This is a genomic window from Paenibacillus sp. FSL R10-2782 (genome assembly GCF_038592985.1).
GTDB classification, from domain to species: Bacteria; Bacillota; Bacilli; order Paenibacillales; family Paenibacillaceae; genus Paenibacillus; species Paenibacillus terrae_C.
The window spans coordinates 1,538,387-1,558,807 of the sequence record NZ_CP151951.1 but is presented as its reverse complement, the minus strand read 5'-3'; the positions used below and the strand labels follow the sequence as shown (position 1 = coordinate 1,558,807).

The following is a 20,421-nucleotide window of genomic DNA, read 5'->3' as shown; positions in this document are numbered from 1 at the left end:
ATCGCAAGTTCTTCTCTCCATTCCCGACTTTAAATTTGGTTACAAATCATTTATTGGAAGCTGCTTACTTTTATAATCTGTTTCAGGTTACCATTGGAGTCATATTGATATTGGAAAACAACCTGACCATCCTGTTCAATATGCTCAAGCCTTCCATTAGCGTCATAAATGTATTTATACTTTCTGGATAAGCCACTTTTAACATTATTGCTAAACTCCGAATAGTTACCAGCAGCATCCTTGGCTTTTACTGCGAACATATATATTTTCTGAGGCTCTAGCTGGTTCACCTGGAATGTTAATTCCTTGGTGCTGCCTATCATCAGACCATTACGATAAACATCATAGCTAACGACTCCAACATCATCGGTAGATGCTTCCCAGGTTAGAATAATGCTGTTAGGCGTAGGTCTGGAACCTGCCAGCTTCTTCGGTTTGGAAGGGCTTGTTATATCCTTGGGTAAATCATCAATAGCCGGTATACGATCCAATCGATCGTTAAGCTGTTGTTTGTCTGTATCATTGAGATGCACTAGTAAAGTACGAGTCATATTAATCTCCGTTTGTAATTTTGAAGATTCTGCTTTTTCAACTGCCTGCGTAGCCTTCGTCAATTGTTCAGTATAAGCAGCTTTTGCATCAATGATTTTCTGTATAGCTACTATCCTTTCAACAAGCTTGCCTTTGTCTGGATCGCGCAGCTTATTTATTAGCTCTACAGCTGCTGTTACATCGACTTGTAATTTAGAAGTCTCAGCTTGTACTACCGCTGCTGTAGTTTTGGCCAGTTGTTCTATATATTTGGTATCTAGAACTTTTACAACGAAGCTCTGGGATACAGACTTGCCTAACGGATCTGTAGCAGTTATCGTTATCGTCGATTCTCCCGAGCTTTGAGATTGCAAATTCAGTATTGAGGTATTCCCTTTTGAGTCCTTAACCAATTGATGTGTGACAACAGATGAATTTGAATTCGCACCGGAATACCGAAGCTGCTGCTGGTCAGGATCTGTAAAGTATTCGGATAAATCTTTAGCTGAAGTTCCCTCATCCATTTCAATCGTGGTTGCTGGAATGGTTTTAATAGCTACTGGGCCTCTGTTTATCAAATTTATGACAGAATCTGCAATCTGAGAAACATTTCCAGCGCTGTCTTTTGCCCGTGCTTGTATGCGCAACCCGTACTCATTGGCATCGATTGGTGAATTGTACACCTTCCATTCGCCTTGATTGATACGATATTCCCTTGAGGCTGCATCAGAGGGGTAGTTAATTGTAACTCTGATATTGTTTGCTATTTCACCCGCAGGGCTATGACTGAATGATGGCGGCGCTGGCGGTGTTTTATCAATGTTATTGACTACTAATGAATTCACAGCGCTTATATTCCCGTATTTATCCGTACAACGAGCAAAAATTGTAGTATTCTCAGCCACCTGAAATGGATTATTATATGGAGTCCACGTACCGTTCACACCGATTTTATATTCGATTTTAGAATTATTAGGTACACCATCCAATTGAATAAGAACATTTTGATTCGTCATCCCTGTCATATTGGGACTAATACGCGGGCTGACTGGAGTGGTTAAAACCATTCCTGAGTATGTAAAACTTCCCGAGGATTTAGCTCCATTATTCTCATTTATATAAAAGTAATTGACAGTAATAGCGTTATTAGAAGATGCAGAAGCACTGTAAAATTTAACCGATAATGCAGCCCCAAGATCTTTGGAATAAACAACTACATTGTTGCGAATAAAATTAATATAAGGAGAACTCGCCTGCACATGTACAATGGAACCGTCTGACAAGGTTACTGCTTCATGTGTAGATGATGGCTCCGACGGTGTTGGCTTTTCTTCAGGAGGTCCAATTGATCCTCCTCTGTCTGGTCGTGGATAAATATTTATGGGTATTCCACCTGTAAAAGCTGCTGATACTACTGCCTGAGAAAACAAAGTTGTACTCCATGGAGATAAAAAAACAAATAAGCCAACCATAGTTAAAACGAGTGGCTTAACTTTTTCCCCCTTCTTTCCTAATACGGTTAAAAGACATTTCATTTTTAAATTTCTCTCCTTATATTAGTGTTAATACGAAGTTAAAAGAATAAAATTTAAATATATTTTCAAATTTCCAGTTCCTACTCCACCTACTTAGAAAGGATATATTTGTATTTCATATGATAACAATGTCGCATTTAATTTGTATATAGCGAATAATGTCGAAATAAAGAAAAATAGAGAAATACTTTAAAATTACGATTAAATGAATCCATTTCATAAATGATTAAGCCAACGAAATGTAGAGTACATATAGACAAACTAAACCCTTTTGATCTATATATCCTCTTTATTAAAGCTACTGAGGGTATTATGAAATGGATTCAAATATACTTAAAATAATAAATATCTTTTTAAACATAATATCCATTTGAATGACCAGTATAATTAATACCTTCACTTCTCCCATTGATTCATAATAAACAAAATGTTATATTGTCTATAAAATAATCGTTATTTAATCGAGGTGTTTATTGAAATGGATCATTCCGAGCTATTTTGGAATGCTGGAATTGAGGAACTAAAACGTGGATATATCCGTCAAGGGGAGCAGGTAGCTTGTCTGCTGGACGGACAGCGCTATGAGCAAGGAATCATATATCAGGATCAGGGGGTATTTTATGACGCGGAGCGGTTTATGCGTCTTCATATTGAGCGGACGTACGGTTCGGTCTTTGACTATTTGATCGGCCTGGACAAAAAGCTGACTGGACTGACGGATCATCAGAATGGATTGCTCCAGTTGTTTTATCAAGGCATGAGCGATACGGATATTCAAAAGGAAACCGGAATCGGCAGTGCATCCACCATCCGCAATCATCGCTTTGGCCTCAAAGAAAAGGAACGGCAGGCCAAGGTATTTCTGACCTTGATGGAGCTGCTAAAAGAAAAAGACCGTCACGCCCCCGCTATCGTGGAAGTGCCTGTACGGGCACGGATGGTGGATGAACGCTACAACATTACCGAAGACGAACAGCAAAAGGTACTGGCAAAATATTTCCCAGAGGGTACACACGGTCGCCTGAAAACCTTCAAAATGCAGGAAAAGCATAAATGGATCGTGCTGCGTGAAATTGCGCGACGTTTTGAGGTAGGACGGACATATCATGAGAAGGATATTAATGCTATTTTACAGGAAGTGTATGACGATTATGTCACGTTACGAAGATATATGATTGAATATAGTCTACTGGATCGCAAGCCGGATGGCAGTGAATATGGGTTGAAGGAATCTTGAGGCACGATATTTGAAAACGAAGGAGAACTCAACATGAATCGAAGAAAAGAACTGGTGCAGCAGTATATGGAGATCAAGACAGAGGCCGGAATCTACTGCATTCGCAATACACACAACGGGAAAATTTTTGTCGCTGGCACACCAAATTTAAAATCACTGAACGGTCGTCGGTTTGAGTTACAAATGGGAACTTGTCAGAACCAACAGCTGCAACGGGAATGGAATGAGTATGGCGAAGATGCATTTGAGTTTGAGGTGCTGGAACTTTTGAAGAAAAAAGATTCGGAGTTCTTCGATGTCAAGGATGCGCTGTCCAAGCTGGAGCAGACCTGGCTTGATCGACTTCAGCCTTACGGAGAAAAAGGATATTTGTAAAATTACCAATCCGCACGATATCCTTCTCGAAGGATGACAAAAATAACAGCGTCGAGAAAACCTCGGTAAAACCACTTTTGAGCAACAACCGTCTGAAGCCTTCGTTAACTGGTCAATGAAGGCTTCATTTCCTTTTTCATCATTGATCTCCTTCCTATATATGAAGATGCTAATTCATCAGCCACCAGCCGATCCCCACCATCACCCCATTGATTGAAAATAATAAAATACATGCTTTCCACTTGTTTAGTCCACTTGTTTGAAAAAATCCACTCACCGTACTACGACACATATACACCGTAAACAGCAAATTCCACACAATACGCATACCATACTTTACGTAGTACAGGGCAGGACTTAGATGTACGCCCCCCAACATTGGAGGTACATCCGGAATTAACAGGATCGCACACGTATAACGCATCGTTTCATATGTAAAATAAAATACAGCCAGCCACCAGGCCCACTTCTTACCAAATAGCATCCCCACACCCGCAGTTGCCCCTGACAAACCGAGCAAAGCGATGAACCCTTGAAACATCCCCCTGCAAATCCCCACCAGCGTAGAAGCCTCATTCAACGCATTAAGCGTCAACAGCTGTGTCACCAACAAAAGCGCTCCATTAAAAATCAGTAAAATGGCTGCAATACTTACACTTAAAGGCCGTTCAAGAACTACGTTCGTTACATAATCCTCTACTTCTTTTTTCGTATACAGATCCGACACTTCTTCTACTCTCCTAACCCAATCATATACTTCCTTTTTATGGACGGGTACAATAACAGTGTGTTTTCGCCTCATTCAGATATATCGGCATTTAGGAAAATATGGTTTAATCTATTCTGAAAATTACGGTTATCCATAGGATAATCATTGTTAATAGAATCCCAAATAGAGTAATATCTATCCTTATACTACCATTAAAAGATGAACTCTGACAAATAAAAGGACTAAAGTCCCGCCTTTCTCCGTGATAATTCTTCAATCATACATACCTGGGTTGCCAAACATTTGGGTGTGCCCAAATTTAAAATAATGTCATTCATGTATCCTCGCCCAATCTGCTCCGCCTCTGCAATTTGCCGAATGGTGGTGATGCTGTAGCCTTGGGACATGAATAATTTAGTTACTTTTCCTTAAAATGGGTTCAATCCAAAAGCTCTTGTAGCGCCTGCCTATACTTTTCTATTCGTGCTGTATCCTTCTCCGTGGGATGAGGGATGCGATCCAGATTCATATTTTCCTGAATATCCGCTATTTTCACTGCTCTGGACAATGGATTGTTTTTGGCTCGGCGTATAAAATCGCTGTACTCCTCTCCCTCGTTCCGAGTGAGTCCTTCCACTGCTTCAATGATATGTTTGCCAAAGCCCGCTTCTTTCAGTTGATCCGCTGTGACCTCTGTATCCTCCAGCACATCATGCAGCACGGCTACTATTTTTTCATCCATATGCTCTACGCGGTTCATGACCTGAAGGGGGTGGAAAATATAAGGCTGACCGCCCTTGTCCGTCTGTCCCTGGTGAGCCTGTGCGGCAGTCGCAATCGCTGTTTCTATGTTCATTTTACGCCACCTCCATACTCTGCTTTTTACCTTTGAATACCCTTAGCCATTATGAACTAATCGTTTTATTTTCGTAGCTTCATAACCTTTAGATGACTGGATATACTCTACTCGATAACCAGCTTGGATATCCAAAAGCTTTTCCATAAAAGGAAGGCACGGACTGTAAATAAAGCTTCCTCCCGGCCGGATTGCCCTTAGCAATTCCATATATTTGTGGGCGTATTCGTGAATATGGCCATCCGCTTTCAGATGATGATGTATAAAATGATTGGAGAACGCCATATGAGAGATAATCGTTCCCCATTCTCCTTCCTTGAAGGTTGTCTCCAGCCAATCGCCCTGAGTAACACCTGTTCCTTTTTCAGCCAACCGATCTGTCCCGTAAGCCTCAATTCCAAGGGAACGCAAATAACCGACCAGCCGCGCCTCTGATCCGCAGCCTATATCGAGAACAGGCTCCTGCAAACGTGCAATGTCCAATCCTAGGAGCTTTGCCTGCAATTCAGGCGTGTATTCCTCACAAGGTATCCAAAAGGTGTACTCACTCTCTGCATACTTGGCAAACATCGTCCGTCCGTTGGTACGAATTAGAAAATCTCTTAAATGCCCGTAATGCTGTTGCAGCAGTAAATTTAGCATGCTCTCATTCATAGCCTGGTTTTGGAACAGCTTCTGAATCCGGGTGAAGAGTCTATCATACAATTGCGTAAGCTCATCAAGATGATCGGAGTGAAAATGAATATACTGATTGACGCTCACAAACTGGTGCAGCGTTTTTACCGCTACGCCAGTGACAAAAGCGGTATACTCATGCTGACGCTTCAAGCTTTGGAGCATGAGGAGCAGTTCCGGGCTTCTCTGTGTCAGCCAATACGTCATTTCCGGTGAAGGTCCCATCAGGGCGTTCCCCTCATGCATATAAAACAAACTCCGATGCTGATTATAGAGTATTTGACCGTCAATGAGTCTGTTCAACTGGGCAACCGTCATTAGCGTTTCCTCCCAAGGCTCAAGATAAATGAAGCTTTTATTTTTCTGATTAATTCCATATGCACATAAAATACGCAAGCGATGATGGAAATGCGATGTCTATGTGTAATGGAGGACACTTGAACTACAGCCGGGTACTCACTCCTGTCCTCTACTTCTTCTGCCTAAAACGTAAAGGCCCTACCCAAGCCGGAACAGAGCCATCTTTGGGTAGGACCAGCTTATCATCTAAGTATACCATGCGTATGGAAATAGCGTTTTATTGTGGATTATTCGTCCGTACATAAGAGGATAAAGGGATATTCAATTGACGGATACCCTGTGCTACCAGACGGGCTATTTGCCCCGCGCCATACTCCTGAAAATGCGTATCGTCCTTCACCCCATCAGGGAATGCAGGATATACTCCCGGCTCCAGATGTAAAAATAACGGAAGTGTCCCTTCTGGGCCAAGTGTATTATAGTATGCCACACTTAACTGGCTTAGATCGACCAGCGCAACGCCTGTCTCGGATGCCGTTTCCTTCATGGCCTGCACGTATTCCGGAAAACTGATTCGATAGGAAGCACTTGCGGCGTCATAATCCCTGCGACCCACAGGAGTTATCAGCACAGGTGTGGCCCCGCGCTGTGTCGCTCCCTGAATGTAGGTTTTCAAATAGACTTTATAATCGGCTGGGGAAACATAACGCTCTTGGTTGTTGATTGCCGCATCATTATGACCAAACTGGATGAGTACATAATCACCCGGTCGGATGGTCCGCAAAATATCGTCCAGTCTTCCTTGTACAAGGAACGTCTTCGTGCTTCGTCCACCAATAGAACGGTTCACAAAAGTCGCCTCGTCTGTGAAGAACGGCGCAATCATCTGTCCCCAACCAGCCTGAGGCTTCATAGAGGCTTTATAGGTCTGGACCGTGGAATCCCCCGCAAGATATACGGAAGGATGCTCACTCTGCGTTCGAGTCTCTTTTGGCGTAATAACCAGCGCGTTAATCTTCGGGTCATTTCCCGAGAAATACAATTCCAGTTGACCATCGATGAGCGCAAGCTCAAATGTAGCCTCGACAAATTGTCCCGCTGTTTTGGTGGTAGGCTCCACCTTGACAATGGACTCGGCCTTTACCGAAATATCTGTGCTTCCGTCTGTATCCCCGGCGATCAGGGAAAGCGTATAATCCGCAGGCGGCAAGTTGACAACAAAGGATGATCCCTGAACACGAACGAAATCCGAACGAATAGCGTCATTTCCACCACGATCCTCTTCTTTCACCTTGGAAAGATCGGTAAATCCATAGCCCCGTTCGGGCGTGTATGCATCCTTGGCGGTGACCTGAGTGTAGCCTGTAGCAACGCTACCTGGGCCAAAATCAAAACGAAGAGGCCCCGCGAGCTGTTTAACCGCCAATGCCTGCCCCGGAACAATTATGGTCGCAAACAACAAGCTGAACCCCGCGCATAATCCGATCATTTTACCCAACAACCTGTAACGCTTTCCCTTTTGTCTCAAGCGCAACCCTCGCTTTTCAGATTATTCGAATGACTCGTCATCGTCTATACGTGTAGTGATGCCTGCCAGCCTTCTATATCCTTGGTCCAACGCCCAGGATACTGCAATACCGGCCGTGTACCGAACCAGATCGGCGGTCAGGAACCCTTTTCCCAACACCAGCCCGCCCAGTGTCGTCGCCCGGATACTGTTAATCCAGGGAGCCTGATACATCTGACTGAACTCGATGGCGAAACAGAACAACAAGCTGCCCCATAGCGCTACAGATACACGACGATCCACCCACAACATTCTCAGCCCAAAGTAAATCATGCACGCCCACAGGGCATCCCCAAAATGATTGGCAACGAATTCAGGCAACCGGGAGGAAAAGGTCCGACTTCCCAAGCCCAACAGGATAGCGACCAGCACAGCAGCCAGATACATGGCCCGGGCCTTCCAGCGAAATTCCGCACCTACTTTCCAAATCGTCTTCCTGTCGACGTCGACGCTTTTACGAGTTCTCCCCATACTAAATCACCTGACCTAACGCTGAAAAATCTTCGCCAAGCTGCTGGAATCTCGTCGAGTATACCCTTAGGTTAGCGCTTGCAAGAGTGCTGATATTCCTGCTGATGTCATATTGTATGCACACCAGCTTGTCTGTATTTTTCGTGATCCAATTCATCATAACGAGCCTCCGCAATATCGTACAAACGTAGCTTGTAAATATGGTTATCTTCCCGTAGTAACAATGTATCCCCTCTGAAATCCCTGTCCATCGATTTGATCGCTTTGCCCGCTTCATTTACAAATCGAACCGTATGCTGTTACTTAAATCCGCGCTCAGGCTTGAGTCGGGTCAAAATATATTGTTCTGATGCTAAAATTCAATACCGCGTACCTTGGCAAAAATCATTTGGCTGGCCAGTGTTCCCTCTTCATCATACTCGACATTCCGCAAAATGCCCTCCAGCGTAAAACCTGCCCGCTCTGCTACCTTGGCGCTGCGCGTATTTCTGGAATCACAACGGATCTCCAGCCGATTCGCCTCCAAATGCTGTATGGCAAAATCCGTGATACCATGTACTGCCTCTGTTATCATGCCTTTACCTGTGCAAGACGTTCTGAGCCAGTATCCGATTTCAAATTTACGTGCAGCCCAGTCGATCCGGTGCAAGCCGCTGCTGGCTACAAAAGCTCCCGATACCGTCTCAAATACGTACAACATCATGTCAGACCGGTCCAGAAATTTAAGTCTGGCTTGGCGTGAGCGAATTTCTGATTCCTCTGGCGTAGGAAGATTTCTCGCAAAAGGCAGCCAGGGACGCAATTCATCCACACTCTCACGAATGGCTTCATTGACCGTTGCCCCATCCCCCCACTGTGGAGCGCGAATCGTCAACCGTTCTGTCTGGAATTGCTCGGGGAACGATAATAGCATAGGGCTAGTCTGATTCGCCTGCTCCTTACTCATGATGCTCCCTCCTCCATATTCCCGGAATAGCTGGCATGATCCAGCCAACCGATGATTTCACGCAAACTGCCAATCCTGTAATCCGGCACAATGCCCGTTTCCTGCCACGACATAAATCCCTCCAGCCAGATTGTATGCAAGCCTGCACTTTGGGCACCACGAATATCATTTGTCGGATGATCGCCTACATACCAGACGTTGCCTGGGTCTGTAATCTCCAGTTCACTTAACGACAACTCGAATATGCGAGGATTAGGCTTCTCCACGCGGACGCCTCCCGAAACAATAATGGAATCAAAATAGTCCTTCAGCATAACGCGGTTGATCTTTGCTTGTTGCGTGCGGAGTGAACCATTGGTGATGATACCAAGCTTCAAGCCCCGCGACCGTAGCTCAGACAGCACTTCCTTGGCCCCGTCCATCAGTACCGTAAACTTATGAAATTCACCATACCAAAAGCCCAGCATTTCCTGTACCGTCGTATCCGGATTTTTCAGTTTCAAGTCTGCATGCAGCTCCGTATACAGCTCCCTTTTGTCCCGATATCCATCCTGATCCGCCAGGCGTATGTGCTCGACTATTGCTGACCTGCTCGCCGGATCTTCCACCACAATGAAGCGTTCCACAAAACGCTCCGTATATGCCGCAAACGCCTGTTTACGATGAATCAGCGTATTATCCAGATCAAAAATGATCGCTTCTATGGACATAACGAACTCCCTTCTTTCGGTTCCTCATACCGATGAGTTGGAAACAAATTGAATAACTCCGATCACCAAAAGCAAGAAAAAAACAGACAAGAAAATGATAAGCATCGTTTTCAGTATTCTTCCGGAAGTCGACCTTTGTTCCAGCTTCGCCTCGATCTGGGTCAGTCTGTCCTTGATGTCTTCCAAATCCTGTTCTACCTTCATGCCATTTCTCCCCCTTTCTTGGTTCTAATTTAACGGTTCAAAATATTTAAAAAATGAAATAGTCTCTTCCAGATCCTGCTCGTTTTTGTAAATATCCATGAGCTTTCCCAATTCAATACCAAAATCTACATAGGCGTTGGCTTTGGCTGTAACGATATGTCCATCTGTAACAACATTGGTATTTACGAATGTTCCCTGAGGGCCAAGCTTCTCCATCTCTTCAACTACGTTAGTCGTAAATGAGCGCCCATTCAGCACACCCGCCTGACCCAACAATAATGTACCTCCACAAATAGCACCGATCCCTTTTTTATTCTGATGCAACTGCTGGAGCAATTTGTGCAGATGCTTATTCGCAGCAACTCCGCTTATGTCACCACCTGGAATAACCAGTAGATCCACACTCTCCATATCCACTTGATCTATTGAGCACAACGGAAGAACTGAAAAACCCTCGTATGAAGTAACAGGATCTTTGCTAATTGCAAAAGGGATAATTTCTCCACGTGTTCTTAAAAAATATGTTGCCAACATGATTTCAAACTGTACAAAACCTTCGTAAATAAATACGTATGTTTTCATGCTACTACATGTCCTCCTCAATGAAATAAGAATAGTTACTCAACTTCCTGACAATCATTCACACAAGCTACTCCAAAAGCGGACTCTTTTACGGAAACAAAATCAATCTCTTCATAAGATTTCTCCCCAAACTCAAGCTTGAAATATTCCTGTAAACATTCCCCATACACGATGATATCCGTTTGGTATGCCATTCGAATCTATCTGAGTTGTCTCAGGTCCTTCCAAAAATATGTACTTCTTTCTAGTGTAATCTAACAGGAAAAGAAATCCAAGACCCATCCGCAATGAGTTGCCGAATAAGCTTGGATTACATAAGTCCCTCTTGGGTCAAAAAATATGACTTCTACACCTGCTGTCCGTTCACCTGAATATCCACGGCTACCTGCTGCCCCAGCCATTCCCGCATACGATTCCACGAAAAACACTGCTCCATGTGAAATACACCATGATCAAGCTCGGAGCGGTATAGCGCCAGCGCTGCAAAGATGGCTGCCCTGGCGGTTAAATCGGACTGATGATGTCCCCTTAGTTGGCATTCGGCTTTCGTTTCCTTGCCATGGAGGGTTCCTCGCGCGTCTACCTTGACCGCCACCGCATTCCCTCCCAGATGCAGCTTGCTAAAGCTGCGAACCACTGCGTTACGCACGGATTGCTGTCGGAGTAAACCCGATATCCCTGTTGTACGAAGCCCTGCCAGAAGCCGGGTCGTCAACCGCGCATCGAAGCAAAGACGTGTGCTGACCGTAGGAATTCCGAGCGTACGTGGAAGTGTATGCTGATCGGAAAAAGGAAAACGATACGCGCGGTGACGCCCTACACCTGTGCCGAAATCTGTCACCCGCCCGTCGCTAAAGCTTTTTCGAATCACCGGGCGGCCCTGTTCCATAACCTCCAAATCGGTATGAATCTGATCCACTGTCCATTCAATGGCAGCCTGACCGTGTTCGTCTCCCAAGCCCAGCATCAGAGATATGTTCAACTCATCCGTCCGATCCATAAGCTGCGTCGCTTGCAGTGCCAACAGATTTGTCAGCCCCGGGGCCAATCCTACACTTAGCAGGGCAGTAGCCTGATAAGCTCGCGCCTCCTGATGACACCGCTCCACCTGACTCAAGAAGGCTGCATTCGCGGTAATATCCATATAATGCACCCCATGCTGAAGGCAGGCACGTACCAGGTCTGTGTTTTCCTGATCCAGACACATGATAACGATCCTGGCCTGCTTTAAAATCGACGGGGCTATCGGCTCACGAATATTAAGCTGTAAAGGCAGTACCTTACCACCCGATTGCTTGCTAAATTCAGCGGCACGTTCCATGCTACGCCCTGCGGCAAACACCTTGCCGGGAAACATTTTACTTAGTTCCGTACATAAAATTTTTCCGACATGACCATATCCGCCAATGATGATAATGTTATCCTTTGTCATGAGTAACTTCTCCCCCTTTAACTGCAAACCACCCATTCACTAAAAAAGCGCCAAAATACCGGGTGATATGGGTAAAGCCTGCATCTACCAGCATTTCCTGTATTGCCGTATTGGACACCGGGTCTGACTCACGGCCAATGGAGGCAGCGAATCGCTCCCAATCCTTCAGGGGAATGCCCTGATCCAGCATATGACTTTTCCACGCCTGCATTTGAATGGAAAAGGCAGACTCCTGTGGATTTCCATTGATGGAGGCCAAGCAAAAAGGCGCGCCCGGTTTGAGACGAGCAGATATCTGCTGCAGCAATGCCCGTTTGCTCTCCAGGCTGTGAAGAAAATGAAGCACCAGCAAGCAGGTGGCAGCATCATAAATCGGCTCCGCGTGTGATTCTTCGATCCGTTGTCCAGACTGCTCCTTAGGCTGTTCTTGGAGTAGTTCTCTGGGCAGCTCTTCCAACGTGCCTGTGACAAATGATATTCTTGACCTTATGCCCGCTTGCGCCACACGCTGACGTGCCAAATCCAGCATGCGTTCAGATGGATCAACTGCCGCAAAAGACCATGCCGCATGTTGTCCTCCGAGTGTAATCAGCTCCTGACCGCCGCCAGCCCCGATAATCAATACGTTCGGATCCGCGTCCTGCGTGCGGGCCTGAGTCTCAAGCTGTGCGGTTATCAAGCGGTCCGTCATCTCATACAGATGAGCATATCCCGGTATTTTTAAAGCAATCGTGTCCGGGTACTTGCGTACATTCGGATCGTTCCAACTCATAGGCTGGTTAGGACTTGTATGTTCAGCGCTTGTATGGCGGCTGTTGCCTGTGTGATGAGCACCCATAGGATCGTTTGGCTTACTGCTGCTATATTCCATATATAGTTCCCTCCAAAATCGAACAGCTGGAAAAAGATGCGACTGGCCTTGCATTTAGCCTTGATCTTCCCCTAGCATTCGTATATTGTTGATTTAATTAAGAATTATTCTCAATTATAACAACCACACGTATATCCACCATCCCATAGATGTGGGATTTACTTCGATACACTTAGGCGAAACTCCAGCTTTTCACGATGGGAGCAATGTATGAGCGCACAATATACACAATTTTCACAGCTAAAAGATGCTCGACAGCAAATCATTCGACTGGGAGAAAAAGCCCATTCATCGCAAGCTTACAAACATACGCTAATCGACCGCTTACGTACTCAGGTTTCGTTCGATGCGGCGTGTTGTACGTCAATAGATCCGCATACGCTGCTTTCCACAGGGGCATTCACCGAATCAGGCGTGGATGGCATTCATTACAAGCTGTTAGAGTACGAATATCTGCGCAATGATGTGATGAAATACGACCAGTTGGTGCGGGAGGGGCAATCCATAGCGACTCTAAACGGAGCTACGGGAGGTCATCCGAATCGGAGCGCACGTTACAGGGATGTTTTGCAGCCTGCCGGATTCGGGGATGAGTTACGTGTTCCGTTAATGTACAAAGGAAGCTGTTGGGGATTTCTCACGTTGTTTCGCCTTCATACAGAGCCGGTATTTAGTGAGGAAGAGCAGCAGCTTCTTGAAGCCTTAGCACCGTCTATAGCCTACCATTTGCGTCAGGCCAGTGTGGGCTTATCTCCAGACTCCGCTATAATTATGGAAAATGATATGGAGCCAGGGGTTCTGGTGCTTTCTGGCAAGCTGGAGCCGATTTCCTTCAATCCAACGGCAGACCAGTGGCTAAAGTTGCTTCGGCAGCAGGAAGACATCGACGAAAATAGCCTTCCCGCGCCCGTTCGGGCGGTATGCTTTCGCGCACTATCCACAGCCCTTCCGGGAACTTTCACTGCTTCCGCTTCACCAGCCAAACTATGTATACCCGCCGCAGACGCAGGAACCCCGTGGGTAACACTCAGGGCCACCCTTCTTCAAAGCGGGCAAAGTAAAGATGAAAAACAGCTTGCCGTATGGTTTGAGCCTGCTAAAGCATCTGAAATGCTGCCGCTCATGGCAGAGATGTTTGCATGGTCCGAGCGGGAAAGACAGATTGTCCGGCTCATTGTTCAAGGCTTTTCGACCCGAGAGCTGGCAAGCGCACTTCATATTTCAGCCTACACAGTGCAGGATCATCTGAAAGCGATTTTCTTGAAAACAGGTGTAAGCAGCCGCCGTGAGCTGGTATGGAAGGTATATTCCAGATTCAACTAATTTCAATCCTCCTATTCCACAATAATACATGCCAAAGAGACAGATGACCCCATTAAGGATCATCTGTCTTTGCATGTTTGCTCTATTTGGACGCAAGAGCCTTATTGCTTCGAAGAGGTTTTCGTATCATCGTAGGACACGGGTGAAGGCTTCGCAATCCATTCGTCAGCCTCTGGTTCGATATCCACGCCGTTTTCCAGCTTGTTTTTCTCCATCAAGGAATCTCCGTCCTCGTTCTTCTTATTGCGGATTTTCGCTTCGTCTTGAGTATGGTCGCTCATGTTGATTCCTCCTTTTTGACTTCATCTGATTGATGTACCTTACTCAACATTCCCCATTGCCATCCTGTGCAAACCTCTACACAACCAGATGCCCCTTTTTCTCTGCTGGACTAATAGTTGCTTCAATCCCGGCATTAAACTCCAGAAAGTCGCTTTCCACTCCATCGCTGAAAATCACTCCATATTCCGGCATCTGCGAAGCAATCCGCAGCGGTTTTTCGGCTTCCACCTGACCAAATACCAGATCCGTAGCAGTCGTCCGACTGGGAAATGGTTCTCTCACCGTAAAATATAGCGATGGCGAACTCCATGTTGCGCGGTTGTCATAACTATAGTCATCGTCACTGCCATGGTCGCCCCCATTGCTTCTCCGGCCTCGTTGCCGTCCTTCTTCCACTGCTTCTTGATGGAAGACGGCGCCCGTCACCAGATGATCTGGAGTCAGCGAAATTGGACGCTGCGTAGCGCTGCCGACAATCCCTGCCGCCCCGGCAAGCACGCTGGTCAACCAGCCTATCGCGCCCAGCCCCGTCGAAACGATAATGCCGCTGGAGGATTGCTGCTCTACCTGATCCTCCAGCCTCAGCTCATATCTCGCTGAAACATGGGTTTTGCGCCCGATGAACAAATCGTTCACAGCGTACAACGATTGACCGTCATTGAGCTGGGCCTTAGCCAGCGTAACCTCCTTGATCGGACGTTTGTGTACGAACACATCTGGCACAACCCAGCGCAAATCCGATACTGTAAATGGCAGCAATACTCCGTCCCAGCGCAATGGATCTGGATTCACACCGATCAACGGCTGCTCAGTCAAGTACTTTAACGTGTTGGCCACCAGCCCATCCTGACCCAGTACCACCACCGTATCCTGCTCACCAAAAATAAAATTAGGCACATGCTCCCGCTCCACAATCTGAACCCGCCCCAAGGTCGTCAGCTCCGATGCTGCCGTTGCCACCGCTCTGCGGTAATTTTCATCCTCCAGCACATAATCACTGAAATCCGCGCCTAGCCGTTCTATAAAAAACCGGGCCTGCTGCACCGTGTTATATCGGACAATCAGTTCCTCCAAGCGTGTTTTACGCTTCACCAAAATGATCTTGTGCTCCGTCATCCGGTTGCTCATCGTACTCATCGTGCTCTTCCTCCAGATCCTCTCGTTCCTTCCGATCCACCTGTTCCCGTACCCGACATCAGACCTTGCAACAAATCCGGTGTAATGTTTAACTGACCGATTTTCCCTGCATTTTCTGCAAGCTCCTGGAATGCAATGGCAATCAGCTTATCTGGGCTCATATCCATATTCGCCATAGCCTGAAGCACGTTCGGCTCGACATCCTGCAACGATTTCATGACTGCCGTCAGCTCATAGGCCTTGGCATCCGCTTCCGCCTTTTTATTCGTTACCGTCAGCTCAATCAGCACCCGTTTTTTCTCCTCCAAGGCTGTGTCAAAACGTAGTTGCTCCTCCTTCATCTCGCTTTGCTTTTGCTTGACTGAACGTTCAGCATCGAGCTGAGTTTCGCGGATTTGCTTCTTTTTCGTCTCCACTGCAATTTCGGTGTTCAGCTCATTCTCCTTCACACGCCGCTCCTGCTCAATGGAAGCGTTCCGACGCTCATACAGGGCGTGATCCGCATTGCGAAGAATTTCCTCCCTCGCCTGTGCCTCCAATGCTCTCATCGTTTCTTTATTCGGCAAAATCGCCAAAATCGACAGGCCCATAACCTCAATGCCGAGCTTTTCGATTTCCGCGTGTTGAGCGATATCCTTCGCCATGCTTTGGGCCAAACGTTCACTGGATTGAACAGCTTCTTTGAGCGGAACACGCTCCAGATACTTTTTGGTCAGCACCTTGGCAATGTTAATCACCCGTTGGGCCAGCTTGCCCGGGTCATCCGAAATGTAGCGTTTGGTCTTCAAATCATACGTATAATTCAAAATCTGCGTCGTTCTCCGGTAATCCACAATCCGATAGGTCAGTTGCCCCTGCACAGTCACCGCCTGAAAATCATGGGTCATTTCCTCAAATATGAACGGCACATCAATAGAGGAAACAGGCACGACGACGACCGAGGTTGTTGGAGCGTAATAATAAAAAGATAATCCCACCCCTTCCCGAACTACCTTCCCGTTTCTCACCTTCATCACATACTCACTGGGCTGAAATTTCACAAAATTAAATCCGAACATGGCAGATGCCTCGCCTTCGTTATAGTTTTTATTATTTTGTTATTATCAATTAGTTATTAACAATAAAATAGCATACATTTTCAATAATATCAATATGACATTTATATAAAAAAAGCTGCTTCCCCTCCGATACACTCGGTTAGAGGAAACAGCCTTATTGAAACAACCTATTTATCATCCACATTCCATTCCCTATAAAACTGCTCTAGGTACATCTCCATCCATTGATGCCGGACCGCCGCAAGCTCTTTGGCATAAGCGGTATTCATTAAATCCTTGAGCTTTAACAGCTTTTCGTAAAAATGGTATATAGCACTTTTCCCCGTAGCACGATAAGCATGCTGTGAAAAATCCTTTTCCGGGTGATGCATCATACTGCCTTTGGAGCCTGCATACATAAAAGTCCTCGCAATGCCAATCGCTCCAAGGGCATCCAACCGATCTGCATCCTGCACAACCTGACCTTCCAGCGTATTCATAGGCGGATTTTGCCCACCGTTGTAGGACATTGTAGCGATAATGGTCATTACATGCTCAATCACGCCCGGATCGCTTACATGCAGATACAGCCACTTCTCCACTTTGTCCAGTCCCGCTTGTTTGGAGTCGTTTAATTTTTCATCCGCTACATCATGCAGTAGCGCTGCCAGTTCACAAACAAAAGAATCTGCGCCCTCTTGGGCAGCAATTACGAGAGACAGCTTTCTCACCCGGTCAATATGCCACCAATCGTGACCGCTGTGGTCATGCTCCAACTGCTGCTGTACAAAAGGCTCTGCCTTTTGAATAATATCTGCCCTTATTGCCTCCTGTTGCCCTGTTCGATTCTCCATAAGTCACCTTCTGCTCCCACCCTTGCATTCTATGGCGAGTTATTTTAATTTCTAACGCTTGTTCATTTACCTATTCATTTGCTTACTGCGGATCATAGAAAGCGGTATGCGAGCTGCCAGCCTCCCATTTGGCATTCCCCCGTGCCACTACTTCTTTTAGTGTCCGAAAAGGACAGGCTATCTCTATTTTATTCTATATGGGGTATGACATCCAACCTTTGTGCTGGAGTTAGTGACCGTACAAAAAAGAACTTCCAATTCCACATCAACAGTGGTTTCAGAAGTTCTTTTGCGTTTTGCCTATCCTATCTCTATCCTATCTATCCTATCAGACTTATTTACGCACCTTACTCCACGACACCAAGCTCGCGGTTTTTTTCCTTGAAGCGGCTGTTGTGGGAAGATACATAGGCCACTTTATCTGCTGCGGGATCAATGTACAGCTTGGCGCTATTCAGCGCAAGGGCAGCATCCGTGAACGTACCCGCAATCAGGTACAGCTTGCTTCCGTACTCGACAAAATCTCCTGCGGCGAAAACCCCTGGCAGATTCGTTTCCAGCTTCTCACTCACTCTGGCATGCCACTCACCCATATCCAGTCCCCAATCCCGAAGCGGGCCGAAGTCCGATTTCAGACCATGATTCACAATGATCGCATCGACGTTCAGTACCTGTGTTTCACCCGTCTCTACATGACTGATCGTCACCTGTTCAATCGTCTCACCATTATTACTATGTAGCTGGCTCACCGCATAAGGTGTGAGGACATGAACAGAAGACGCTTTCATGCGGGCTATATTTTTCTCATGTCCGCCAAAATGCTCCCGCCGATGGACTACCGTCACACTCGCAGCAATAGACTCCAGCTCATTCGCCCAATCCACAGCCGAGTCGCCTCCGCCGGAAATTAGGACATGCTTGCCCCGGAACGGCTCCAATTCTTGTACAGTATAATGCAAGTTTGTAACCTCATAGCGGTCAGCTCCTTCAATCTCCAGCTTGGCCATTTTGAGAATGCCATAGCCTACTGCCAGCACCACCGTACATGTCCAATGCTGCTCACCCGTCGCAGAGGTCAGGAGGAAGGTTCCATCCTCTTGTCGATCCAAACCTGTGATCTGCTGTCCCAGCACAATCGTAGGCTCGAACGTCCGCGCCTGCTGCTCTAGCTGATCAATCAGCTTTTCACATAATATCGGCGTGACACCTCCAACATCCCAAATCATCTTCTCCGGGTAAATGCGCATCCGTCCGCCCAGCTCATGCTTGGCTTCGATCAGCTTGGTCTTCATATCTCTCATTCCGCTGTAAAATGCAGTATACATACCGGCAGGACCACCGCCGATTATCGTTACATCATATAATTCCAAGGACTCTGTCACTCTGCAACTCTCCCTACCTTAGCGTGATATGTCTGCTCCTATTATAAGTGATAATAATTATCAATATCAATTAAGAATTAAAAATATATCCGCTGCGGAGGTTTTTGTGGCTTGGAGCTACATTTTATACAGTACACATGGCTGTTGTTACTCTCATTTTCCTGAGGTATTCACCTGCCACAACACCTGTTCGTCTAAAACCTCGACACATACCCGCAGCTTTACCAAATATTGATCGTACATTCTGTGCTTGGAGATGATTTTAAATTCATGCATGGAAGAATCCATATTTCCCCTGCCCCTTTCATATGAATTTTTCAAAAAAATGACTTCCCATCTATAATCCAATACCGCTCAGACGGAGGCACCTCGTTCAAAAAGTTTTGGTATTCCCCATTCCATCCCGCTGGAACATAATGCTCAAACGATGCTGGCTCTGGAAACAGCGAATAGAGAATTTTTCGGTCAAAATCAACATACAGCGCAGGGCAGAACTCTAACACCTCATCCTTATGCTCAATGGCATCAGCCAGCATACTGAGCAGTAAGGTTAGTTCATCAGCAGCTACTCTATATCTTACCAGTTCCATTGTCCTTCAAAAATGACACCCACAATGATGTTTTGCGCATATTCAGGCTGTAATTTCATAAGCTTTTGCGCGCTACCTCTTTCTCACTTTCTTGTTGTATATCATGACTTCGCAAAATATTTATTTGGGATACACGGTTCCGTTTAATGCCAATATAACAAATTCCAACGGCAGAATCGGACGTTATAGCAAGGTGTCTCCGAATAACCGTGGAGAATACAGACCCATGTATGAGCAAGCGTATATGTGAAAATCTACTTACAGTTTTATCCAAAATCGATTCATACGTTTTCCATCTTCATCAACGTAATCCTGATCCGGGATTCCTCCGTTGCCAAGGATTGTTTTTTTGGAGGGAATATTATCGGAGTCACATACAACCAAAGCTCTGGAAATCCCCAGCTCTTTTGCTTTTTCCAGTGCCAACGCAAGCATAGTAACAGCGTAGCTATTCCCCCGTGCGGAAGGACGGATACCGTAGCCGATATGCCCTCCGGCATTCAACAGACTTTCGTTAAGCTTATGCCTGATGTTTACCGCTCCGACAACCTGCTCATTTGCAGTCACAAGCCAATACGTTGAAGTTTTGACCCAGCCTTCCGACAGACCAATTCCATTTTCCTGATTGCTCAAAAACGTCAGCATACCTTCAAAATCATACGGTTCTGTAGAAATTACCCACGGTACCATAAGCTCCTGACTCTGTTTCCATTCCTCATAGAAAGAAAGATAAGCTTCCTTCCATACACTTTCCGGCTTTACCAAGCTGACTGTTTGCACGCCTATCACTTCCTCCTATTAAACTCGCAATTCTT

The 20,421-nt window shown here is 46.0% G+C and carries 23 protein-coding genes and 1 pseudogene; 3 read left to right on the top strand and 21 right to left on the bottom strand.

Going from position 1 to position 20,421, the window contains the following annotated elements; genetic code table 11:
- Positions 1-50: 50 nt before the first annotated feature.
- Complete coding sequence (locus NST83_RS07195) at positions 51-2,066, bottom strand: fibronectin type III domain-containing protein (RefSeq protein WP_342417118.1); 2,016 nt, start codon at positions 2,064-2,066, stop codon at positions 51-53.
- Between the two features lie 478 nt (positions 2,067-2,544).
- On the opposite strand from NST83_RS07195, the gene NST83_RS07190 reads away from it, so the two are divergent.
- Together NST83_RS07190 and NST83_RS07185 are read left to right on the top strand one after the other, a co-directional pair.
- Entirely contained in the window at positions 2,545-3,303 is a 759-nt protein-coding gene (locus tag NST83_RS07190; RefSeq protein ID WP_342417117.1) for a DUF2087 domain-containing protein, read from the top strand.
- 33 nt (positions 3,304-3,336) lie between these two features.
- The gene (locus NST83_RS07185) at positions 3,337-3,678 is read left to right on the top strand and encodes a GIY-YIG nuclease family protein (protein WP_137062156.1); all 342 of its coding nucleotides are present in this window, start codon (positions 3,337-3,339) and stop codon (positions 3,676-3,678) included.
- A gap of 169 nt (positions 3,679-3,847) precedes the next feature.
- Here the strand turns inward: NST83_RS07185 and NST83_RS07180 are convergent, their stop codons facing one another.
- The 12 genes from NST83_RS07180 to NST83_RS07125 form a co-directional block, all read right to left on the bottom strand.
- The gene (locus NST83_RS07180; RefSeq protein ID WP_137062155.1) at positions 3,848-4,405 is read right to left on the bottom strand and encodes a hypothetical protein; all 558 of its coding nucleotides are present in this window, start codon (positions 4,403-4,405) and stop codon (positions 3,848-3,850) included.
- A gap of 421 nt (positions 4,406-4,826) precedes the next feature.
- A complete protein-coding gene (locus NST83_RS07175; RefSeq protein WP_342417116.1) occupies positions 4,827-5,243 on the bottom strand; it encodes an HD domain-containing protein in 417 nt (138 codons plus the stop codon).
- Between the two features lie 42 nt (positions 5,244-5,285).
- Entirely contained in the window at positions 5,286-6,236 is a 951-nt protein-coding gene (locus NST83_RS07170; RefSeq protein ID WP_342417115.1) for a class I SAM-dependent methyltransferase, read from the bottom strand.
- A gap of 259 nt (positions 6,237-6,495) precedes the next feature.
- A complete protein-coding gene (locus NST83_RS07165) occupies positions 6,496-7,707 on the bottom strand; it encodes an SGNH/GDSL hydrolase family protein (protein WP_342417899.1) in 1,212 nt (403 codons plus the stop codon).
- 60 nt (positions 7,708-7,767) lie between these two features.
- Positions 7,768-8,256: a DUF2809 domain-containing protein gene (locus tag NST83_RS07160; RefSeq protein ID WP_342417114.1), complete on the bottom strand. Its 489-nt coding sequence runs from the start codon at positions 8,254-8,256 to the stop codon at positions 7,768-7,770.
- A 1-nt stretch (position 8,257) separates the two neighbouring features.
- Positions 8,258-8,416, bottom strand: coding sequence for a hypothetical protein (locus NST83_RS07155; RefSeq protein WP_170970797.1), 159 nt, complete (start codon positions 8,414-8,416; stop codon positions 8,258-8,260).
- Between the two features lie 192 nt (positions 8,417-8,608).
- Positions 8,609-9,202, bottom strand: a complete 594-nt coding sequence (locus NST83_RS07150) for a GNAT family N-acetyltransferase (RefSeq protein WP_137062150.1) — start codon at positions 9,200-9,202, stop codon at positions 8,609-8,611.
- The gene (locus NST83_RS07145) at positions 9,199-9,912 is read right to left on the bottom strand and encodes an HAD family hydrolase (RefSeq protein ID WP_137062149.1); all 714 of its coding nucleotides are present in this window, start codon (positions 9,910-9,912) and stop codon (positions 9,199-9,201) included. The genes NST83_RS07150 and NST83_RS07145 overlap by 4 nt, the downstream gene beginning before the upstream one ends.
- 24 nt (positions 9,913-9,936) lie before the next feature.
- Entirely contained in the window at positions 9,937-10,116 is a 180-nt protein-coding gene (locus NST83_RS07140; RefSeq protein ID WP_137062148.1) for a hypothetical protein, read from the bottom strand.
- Positions 10,117-10,140: 24 nt separating this feature from the next.
- Positions 10,141-10,698 carry a DJ-1/PfpI family protein gene (locus tag NST83_RS07135; RefSeq protein ID WP_342417113.1) on the bottom strand — a complete coding sequence of 186 codons (558 nt, stop codon included), beginning with the start codon at positions 10,696-10,698 and terminating at the stop codon, positions 10,141-10,143.
- A gap of 346 nt (positions 10,699-11,044) precedes the next feature.
- Positions 11,045-12,130, bottom strand: coding sequence for a saccharopine dehydrogenase NADP-binding domain-containing protein (locus NST83_RS07130; protein ID WP_342417112.1), 1,086 nt, complete (start codon positions 12,128-12,130; stop codon positions 11,045-11,047).
- A complete protein-coding gene (locus NST83_RS07125; protein WP_342417898.1) occupies positions 12,117-12,902 on the bottom strand; it encodes a class I SAM-dependent methyltransferase in 786 nt (261 codons plus the stop codon). The genes NST83_RS07130 and NST83_RS07125 overlap by 14 nt, the downstream gene beginning before the upstream one ends.
- Before the next feature lie 309 nt (positions 12,903-13,211).
- Between NST83_RS07125 and NST83_RS07120 the strand changes: the two genes are divergently transcribed.
- Positions 13,212-14,324 (top strand): LuxR C-terminal-related transcriptional regulator, encoded by a 1,113-nt coding sequence (locus tag NST83_RS07120; RefSeq protein WP_342417111.1) that lies wholly within the window; start codon positions 13,212-13,214, stop codon positions 14,322-14,324.
- Between the two features lie 101 nt (positions 14,325-14,425).
- Here NST83_RS07120 and NST83_RS07115 read toward each other — a convergent pair whose 3' ends face one another.
- The 8 genes and pseudogenes from NST83_RS07115 to NST83_RS07080 all read right to left on the bottom strand — a co-directional run bounded on the left by NST83_RS07115 (position 14,426) and on the right by NST83_RS07080 (position 20,386).
- Positions 14,426-14,605, bottom strand: coding sequence for a hypothetical protein (locus NST83_RS07115; protein ID WP_014280513.1), 180 nt, complete (start codon positions 14,603-14,605; stop codon positions 14,426-14,428).
- Positions 14,606-14,681: 76 nt separating this feature from the next.
- Entirely contained in the window at positions 14,682-15,734 is a 1,053-nt protein-coding gene (locus NST83_RS07110; RefSeq protein WP_342417897.1) for a sugar kinase, read from the bottom strand.
- A gap of 5 nt (positions 15,735-15,739) precedes the next feature.
- A complete protein-coding gene (locus tag NST83_RS07105; RefSeq protein ID WP_342417110.1) occupies positions 15,740-16,801 on the bottom strand; it encodes an SPFH domain-containing protein in 1,062 nt (353 codons plus the stop codon).
- A gap of 167 nt (positions 16,802-16,968) precedes the next feature.
- Positions 16,969-17,634, bottom strand: coding sequence for an HD domain-containing protein (locus tag NST83_RS07100; RefSeq protein WP_342417109.1), 666 nt, complete (start codon positions 17,632-17,634; stop codon positions 16,969-16,971).
- A gap of 347 nt (positions 17,635-17,981) precedes the next feature.
- Positions 17,982-19,016 (bottom strand): NAD(P)/FAD-dependent oxidoreductase, encoded by a 1,035-nt coding sequence (locus NST83_RS07095; protein WP_342417108.1) that lies wholly within the window; start codon positions 19,014-19,016, stop codon positions 17,982-17,984.
- Positions 19,017-19,169: 153 nt separating this feature from the next.
- A complete protein-coding gene (locus NST83_RS07090) occupies positions 19,170-19,304 on the bottom strand; it encodes a hypothetical protein (RefSeq protein WP_342417107.1) in 135 nt (44 codons plus the stop codon).
- Between the two features lie 29 nt (positions 19,305-19,333).
- Positions 19,334-19,665, bottom strand: a pseudogene (locus tag NST83_RS07085) (hypothetical protein).
- Between the two features lie 199 nt (positions 19,666-19,864).
- The gene (locus tag NST83_RS07080) at positions 19,865-20,386 is read right to left on the bottom strand and encodes a GNAT family N-acetyltransferase (protein ID WP_342417106.1); all 522 of its coding nucleotides are present in this window, start codon (positions 20,384-20,386) and stop codon (positions 19,865-19,867) included.
- Positions 20,387-20,421: the final 35 nt, after the last annotated feature.

Excerpts from the sequence above, each read along its gene's own strand:
- NST83_RS07190 (WP_342417117.1), top strand. The coding sequence starts at position 2,545 with ATGGATCATTCCGAGCTATTTTGGAATGCTGGAATTGAGGAACTAAAA.
- NST83_RS07100 (WP_342417109.1), bottom strand. The coding sequence starts at position 17,634 with ATGGAGAATCGAACAGGGCAACAGGAGGCAATAAGGGCAGATATTATT.
- NST83_RS07135 (WP_342417113.1), bottom strand. The coding sequence starts at position 10,698 with ATGAAAACATACGTATTTATTTACGAAGGTTTTGTACAGTTTGAAATC.
- NST83_RS07175 (WP_342417116.1), bottom strand. The coding sequence starts at position 5,243 with ATGAACATAGAAACAGCGATTGCGACTGCCGCACAGGCTCACCAGGGA.
- NST83_RS07185 (WP_137062156.1), top strand. The coding sequence starts at position 3,337 with ATGAATCGAAGAAAAGAACTGGTGCAGCAGTATATGGAGATCAAGACA.
- NST83_RS07150 (WP_137062150.1), bottom strand. The coding sequence starts at position 9,202 with ATGAGTAAGGAGCAGGCGAATCAGACTAGCCCTATGCTATTATCGTTC.
- NST83_RS07130 (WP_342417112.1), bottom strand. The coding sequence starts at position 12,130 with ATGACAAAGGATAACATTATCATCATTGGCGGATATGGTCATGTCGGA.
- NST83_RS07105 (WP_342417110.1), bottom strand. The coding sequence starts at position 16,801 with ATGTTCGGATTTAATTTTGTGAAATTTCAGCCCAGTGAGTATGTGATG.
- NST83_RS07140 (WP_137062148.1), bottom strand. The coding sequence starts at position 10,116 with ATGAAGGTAGAACAGGATTTGGAAGACATCAAGGACAGACTGACCCAG.
- NST83_RS07145 (WP_137062149.1), bottom strand. The coding sequence starts at position 9,912 with ATGTCCATAGAAGCGATCATTTTTGATCTGGATAATACGCTGATTCAT.
- NST83_RS07125 (WP_342417898.1), bottom strand. The coding sequence starts at position 12,902 with ATGAGTTGGAACGATCCGAATGTACGCAAGTACCCGGACACGATTGCT.
- NST83_RS07110 (WP_342417897.1), bottom strand. The coding sequence starts at position 15,734 with ATGAGCAACCGGATGACGGAGCACAAGATCATTTTGGTGAAGCGTAAA.
- NST83_RS07170 (WP_342417115.1), bottom strand. The coding sequence starts at position 6,236 with ATGACGGTTGCCCAGTTGAACAGACTCATTGACGGTCAAATACTCTAT.
- NST83_RS07090 (WP_342417107.1), bottom strand. The coding sequence starts at position 19,304 with ATGGATTCTTCCATGCATGAATTTAAAATCATCTCCAAGCACAGAATG.
- NST83_RS07120 (WP_342417111.1), top strand. The coding sequence starts at position 13,212 with ATGAGCGCACAATATACACAATTTTCACAGCTAAAAGATGCTCGACAG.
- NST83_RS07155 (WP_170970797.1), bottom strand. The coding sequence starts at position 8,416 with ATGATGAATTGGATCACGAAAAATACAGACAAGCTGGTGTGCATACAA.
- NST83_RS07160 (WP_342417114.1), bottom strand. The coding sequence starts at position 8,256 with ATGGGGAGAACTCGTAAAAGCGTCGACGTCGACAGGAAGACGATTTGG.
- NST83_RS07195 (WP_342417118.1), bottom strand. The coding sequence starts at position 2,066 with ATGAAATGTCTTTTAACCGTATTAGGAAAGAAGGGGGAAAAAGTTAAG.
- NST83_RS07115 (WP_014280513.1), bottom strand. The coding sequence starts at position 14,605 with ATGAGCGACCATACTCAAGACGAAGCGAAAATCCGCAATAAGAAGAAC.
- NST83_RS07165 (WP_342417899.1), bottom strand. The coding sequence starts at position 7,707 with ATGATCGGATTATGCGCGGGGTTCAGCTTGTTGTTTGCGACCATAATT.